Below are 5,512 nucleotides of genomic sequence, written 5' to 3'. Positions count from 1 at the left end.
ATTGGAATATCTTGGCGTAGGTATCTTTGAGGTGAGAGAGGTCTTCGAGGGCCTTGGTGACGGCATCCGCCTGATTCAAAAGCTCAAGGTTGTGCTCATTTAAATATTTAAGCCCGCTTTCCACCTCTTGCGAGCCTTTTTTCGCCTCCATAATGACCTTCACGTTTGAATAAAAAGGCCTCCAGATGTCTTCGAGTTTATTTAATTCAGAGACAAGTCTCTCGTTTGTAGCTGGTGAAAGCCATGAATCCTTACCGCCGTCCTTTAACGCCTTAAGGGAGTTATCAAAGAGTGTTGACGCCTCTTTCAGGTCATCAATGAGCCGCCCCTTTTGTTCTTCTGAGTCGTTCTTTACAATAAGAGCGGCATCCTTGGTCATTTTCTGGCTCAGCATACGCTCCATGCCGGCCATGTTTATAGCAGCAGCGTCTGTTTCGTGCAGGGATATAAGCAGAAAATTGACAGATATGGTGACAATGGTTGCAATGAACATTATTGCAACCAGGGCCGGGATAAGGAAGCGGATGGAATAGACGGAACGGATGTGTTGTTTCATGAGTCCTCTCCTATTATTTTATTGCCTTTTTATTGTCTTTATTTGATAATAAGGTATAATAAATAATTTATGAATTTACTGTCAACAGAAACAATTCCCTGGCAATATGCCTAATCATCTGGCCATTGCAGTGCAGAGATGACAAATTTTTATTTAGAATCCACCAAAGGGAATCTTAATTGTTGCTTCTCATCCTGGTTTGTATCTCCAGGGATTTCTGCAACTATTCCATATCGTTCCAGATTTGTCCCTGTTGCGCTGTAGAGGGAGGCAAGACCTTTGTTGAAATCAGCAATTGCAGTGATCTTTTTGATCTTTGCAGCTATGACGTCATTTTGATACTTAAGTATATGAAATGTATCGGAAAGACCCTCTTTTAGGCGCTCCATCTCCTGAGAAAGTGTAATCTGTGCCAGATTTTCAAAATGCTCTGCCACTTTTATACGTTCAAGCGCCCTTTTTGATGCAATAAAGGCATTTTTTACCTCTGTTTCAGATGTATCTTCAAGGCGCTTCAGGCGATATATCGCCTGCATCTTTTCCAGGTCCGCCTGTCTATACCTGGCCTCCGGGCCCCTATTGCCGATCGGATATGAAAGACGTATACCTACATACCACTGCCTGTCCTGTGTCATGTCTTTTACAGAATCCCAGTAATCACCAACAAGCGGACTGGCATAGTCGGTCCCAACAAAATGAACGGGTCTGTCCCCGCCTGAAAGGCCGTTTATGCCAAGGGTTGCCTCCAAATCCAGCCTTGGCAACCTCTGATTCCTGTAATATTTAAGTTTGATATCACTGCTCTCAACAGCCAGCCTCTGGGCCTCAAGGTCAGGACGACGTCTCAGTGCTAGGGTCATGGAATCATCAAGCCGCGGCAGATCCTTGTCCTGCACTGAAAGCGCCTGCACCTTAATCGTCTTTTTACATATCGGGTCATCTGAATATGAATGACAGCCAAGAAGATCCAGCAGGTTATTGACAGCTGTTTCCGTCTGAGCCCTCGCCTGAATCACCTCCTCATCTCTTGAAGCAACTGCCGTCTCCGCCTCCTCGATCTCTGTAATCGGCACAAGCCCGGCCTTGAACTTCTCTTTGTTTGCGTCGAGAAGCTCTTGCGCCAAGCGCCTTGACTCCAACTTGCAGGCAAGTATCTCCTCAGCCAAGGCCAGGTTGTAATAGGCATTCTCTATCTGCCCGCTTATACGTACTGCCTTGTCCAAATAGATATCAGCCGCCTGCAGGAGCTGTTTTTCACTTATCCTGATATGTGCCGAATTGACACCAACCCCGAAATCCTTCAAAAGTGGCTGGGTCAGATCAAGGACAACTACGTTGTAATACTGTGGCCTGAGGGCGTCTATAGATGAATTATTCATGGATTTTAACGAAGAGACGGAAAGGCTTGATTCAAGACCTGTCAAAAAACGCTTTTGAAGTCCTACCGTAGCCTTTACATCGCGATAGATACTAAAGTCTTCAGGCGTCATTATGGTTGAAGCCGGCGCCTTCTGGTCTTTGGAGCTTATTGATGCGCTAAAGAGTGGGTCAAATGCCGATTTATTTATAACGACACCCTTTTTGCCTATCGGTATGTTCATCTCTTCCGCCTTGATATCCAGATTATGTTGGATGCCGTATTTAATGGCATCTCTTAAGCTCAAAATCTGAACTGGATCCCTATCAATTGCGGCACCGATGACTGGCGAACACAGAAACCATAAACATATTACCACAACTGCAATACCCAACGAACCAATATAATAAGTGATTCTCATAGGTCTCATAGGCTATCCCTTGTGCCGGCATTACAAATACCGTATTTTAAAAGATCCATGACCAACGGCTGGGCATCTACAGTCTCAAACGGCAAAAAGAGTCTCTGGCGCCCGATGCCATTTAATATGCCGAGCAAGACAAAGGCCATATCTTTAGTCGGCATCGGGCGTATTGAACCATCTTTCTGGCCGCGATCAAGACAATCTTTAAAGAACTCGTTTAATTTCTGAAAACTTTTAGAAATTTCGGCACGAAAGGCAGAATCTGTATCCATCAAGTGATATGGACAATCCCTCGCTATGATCTTGAACTCACGAGAATGTCCATCTAAGAACCTGAAATGAAAGGCAATTGTACGACTTAAGGCATCAAACCCTGTTGCTGCCCCTTTGGCCGATGCATGCATCCCGGTTATGTAGGCGTCAAGCACATTTTTAAATATCTGGACGATAATGCCTTTCTTGTTGATGAAGTGATGAAAAATAGTACCTTCAGCCACACCTGCCGCCTTTGCTATCTCGGAAGTGGTGGCGGCGTAGCCCTTTTGGGCAAAAAGGGTTATTGCGGCTGCAATGATCGCCTCCTTGCGCGTCAAAGTATCCCCTTTTTTTATATCGCTATCCATAATTTAATAATATTGAGTAACTACTCAAAAGACAAGGACTTTTAAAATCTTCAACGTATGGGGTCAAAAATCCCTTTAACTCAAATAAAAATATTGCGCTTGGTCCGCTCTGATCAGATGTTTTTTGAGAGTTTGACACAAAGAGGTAAGGGTGGATAGGCTTGCATGGAGACTAGAATTTAATGACATTGTCCAGATGCGGCCCAGACGAAATATCCAAGGACAAAAAGACACCCAACGACCTTCAAATGAGGAGTATGCACTATTCTCGAGATGACAAGATCTTCAAAAGACTGCCATCTTAAAAACTGTTTTCCTCAAGAGGAAAACGTCCCTCTCTGACCTCCTCAACATAATTTTTTAATGCCTGCCTGATCTGCGGGGCAAGGTTCGCATACTGTTTTACAAAACGTGGGATGAAACGATCAAAAAGCCCCAGAATATCATTTATTACAAGCACCTGCCCGCTGCATAACGGACCTGCACCTATGCCTATCGTAGGGATCGAGAGCTTCTCCGTAATAAGACCTGCAAGTCCTGTCGGGATGCACTCAAGCACTATCGCAAAGGCACCGGCCTCTTCTACGGCCAACGCGTCTTCAATGAGCCTCTTGGCTGATTCGACGTCTTTTCCCTGGACCTTGTAACCGCCAAGTGCAGTAACGGTCTGTGGGGTCAGACCTATATGCCCCATAACCGGGATGCCGGCCTTTACCACACGCCTTATAACACCGGCCATATCAAGACCACCTTCAATCTTTACACCATGACATCCAGCTTCTTTTAAAAACCTACCGGCATTCTTTATAGCCTCCTCTTCAGAGATCTGATAGGAAAGGAAGGGCATGTCTGCAACAAGAAGCGCCCTCTTGACCCCCCTTCTTACCGCCTTGGCATGGTGAAGCATCTCATCCATCGTAACCGGCACAGTGGAATCGTAACCAAGGACCACCATCCCAAGGGAATCACCCACAAGGACTATATCGGCACCGGCTTCATCTACAAATCCGGCAAAGGGGCAATCATAGGCCGTAAGCATGGCGATCTTTTCCCCCGAAGCGGCCTTTTTTTTGAGATCAGGTATAGTCAATGGCCTAAGGATGTTATTGCCCGACACTTCAGCAGCTTTAAGGGAGGATGATGTCATTTGGCGCTCCTTTGACAGGCTTGAAGACAAACTTGAAAAAACATCGATGGAGATGTTCATAAGCCGGGTTCTGTAACCCCATTAAGTACGGGGCGACGATCATTCATCTGGGACGCCGGTCGCCCGACGCCTCAAGCAACCTACCCGGAGGCATCGGACGGGCCACCCTCGAACGCCTCCCTATTTGGTCTTGCTCCGGGTGGGGCTTGCCATGCCTGAAGCGTCGCCGCTTCAGCGGTGAGCTCTTACCTCGCCTTTTCACCCTTACCACGCCAAACGGCATGGCGGTATATTTTCTGTGGCGCTTTCCCTGGGGTCACCCCCGGTTCGTGTTACGAACCACCCTGCCCTTTGGAGCCCGGACTTTCCTCTGACGTATCACGCCAGCGATCGCCGTTCATCTCCATCGAATCAATATTATAATTCGATAAGCAGTTTATTCAAGCCCGATCCCAGCATAAGTCCAAAAGTTATATATAAGGCCCCTTTTTTGAAAAAGGTAAAGTATTGTCAGAATGGATCCTAGTCGCCATTTTTATCATTAGTTTTTGCATATATCAAACGCTGGCAAGTGGGGCAATAATGGATCTTTTCATCCCTTAGAAGCTCGTTGAAGAGCTGAGGGGGTAGGTTCATATGACAACCGTTACATACGGCGCCTGTAACAGACACAATGACAACGCCGCCTCTTTTATCTCTTAAAAAATTATATCTGGAAAGGAGGTCCTGCCTGGCATCTTTTGCTATAGCGTCTCTTTGCTCCATCATGGTGTATAATTGTCCATTGATTTCGTTCTCAACCTGGTTTAGGTGGAGATTTTCCACCTCCACCTCTTTTTGCATGGCATTGATTTCTGCCTCCTTTTCCTTTATGCTGATATTGATCTTCTCAAGCTCTTCCATGGTGGCTACTATCTCGTCTTCCCTTGTCTTGTTAGCCTTCTTGATCTCTTCGATCTCCTTAAGAAGCGCCTGATATTCACGGTTGGTCTTGATAGAGCTCAATTTTTGCTGAGACTTATTAAGACGTCCCGTCTCAATCTCCAATTCATCTTCTATGTCGATCTTCCGCTTCTTTATCTCGGAAAGCTCCGCTGTAAGCTGTGCCAGCTCAGCCTCCCTTGCAGCCAGATTGCATCTCAAGGCCTCAAGCCTTTTCGGTGCCTCAGCCTTTTTGGCTTCCAAGTCCTTTATTTTCAGATCAATTTCTTGAAGTTTTAAAAGTGGTTCAAGTTCGGCTCTCAATGCATGCTCCTTTTAAGTCTTAATTTATATTAAATTTAGAGATATACTCGATACCTACGGCTGATAATAAACAAAAGGCGACCTCTCGCCCTCAAAAACAAATAATTCGATATCCCATTTCATTTGGTCGGCTTTTCGCTTCAAAAAACGCACTATTTCA

At 45.6% G+C, this 5,512-nt stretch carries 5 protein-coding genes and 1 other RNA gene; all 6 read right to left on the bottom strand.

Annotated elements, in window-relative coordinates:
* Positions 1-556: type IV pili methyl-accepting chemotaxis transducer N-terminal domain-containing protein (locus ACP5SG_RS09235; RefSeq protein WP_424661423.1), on the bottom strand; the 556-nt coding region annotated here is incomplete at its 3' end.
* A 149-nt stretch (positions 557-705) separates the two neighbouring features.
* Positions 706-2,343 (bottom strand): TolC family protein, encoded by a 1,638-nt coding sequence (locus ACP5SG_RS09230; protein ID WP_424661424.1) that lies wholly within the window; start codon positions 2,341-2,343, stop codon positions 706-708.
* Positions 2,340-2,960, bottom strand: a complete 621-nt coding sequence (locus ACP5SG_RS09225; RefSeq protein ID WP_428123883.1) for a TetR/AcrR family transcriptional regulator — start codon at positions 2,958-2,960, stop codon at positions 2,340-2,342. The genes ACP5SG_RS09230 and ACP5SG_RS09225 overlap by 4 nt, the downstream gene beginning before the upstream one ends.
* Positions 2,961-3,261: 301 nt before the next feature.
* On the bottom strand, positions 3,262-4,107 hold the full coding sequence (gene panB / locus ACP5SG_RS09220; RefSeq protein WP_237888103.1) for a 3-methyl-2-oxobutanoate hydroxymethyltransferase: 846 nt from the start codon (positions 4,105-4,107) through the stop codon (positions 3,262-3,264).
* 43 nt (positions 4,108-4,150) lie between these two features.
* Positions 4,151-4,513: RNase P RNA component class A (gene rnpB / locus ACP5SG_RS09215), an RNA gene on the bottom strand.
* Positions 4,514-4,629: 116 nt separating this feature from the next.
* Entirely contained in the window at positions 4,630-5,352 is a 723-nt protein-coding gene (locus ACP5SG_RS09210; protein ID WP_237888102.1) for a zinc ribbon domain-containing protein, read from the bottom strand.
* Positions 5,353-5,512 lie beyond the last annotated feature (160 nt).

Origin of the sequence: Dissulfurimicrobium sp. (genome assembly GCF_049968175.1) — a bacterium.
In the GTDB taxonomy this organism is placed as follows: domain Bacteria; phylum Desulfobacterota; class Dissulfuribacteria; order Dissulfuribacterales; family Sh68; genus Dissulfurimicrobium; species Dissulfurimicrobium hydrothermale.
The sequence above is the reverse complement of the archived record's forward strand: the minus strand, read 5'-3'. Positions and strand labels throughout refer to the sequence as shown.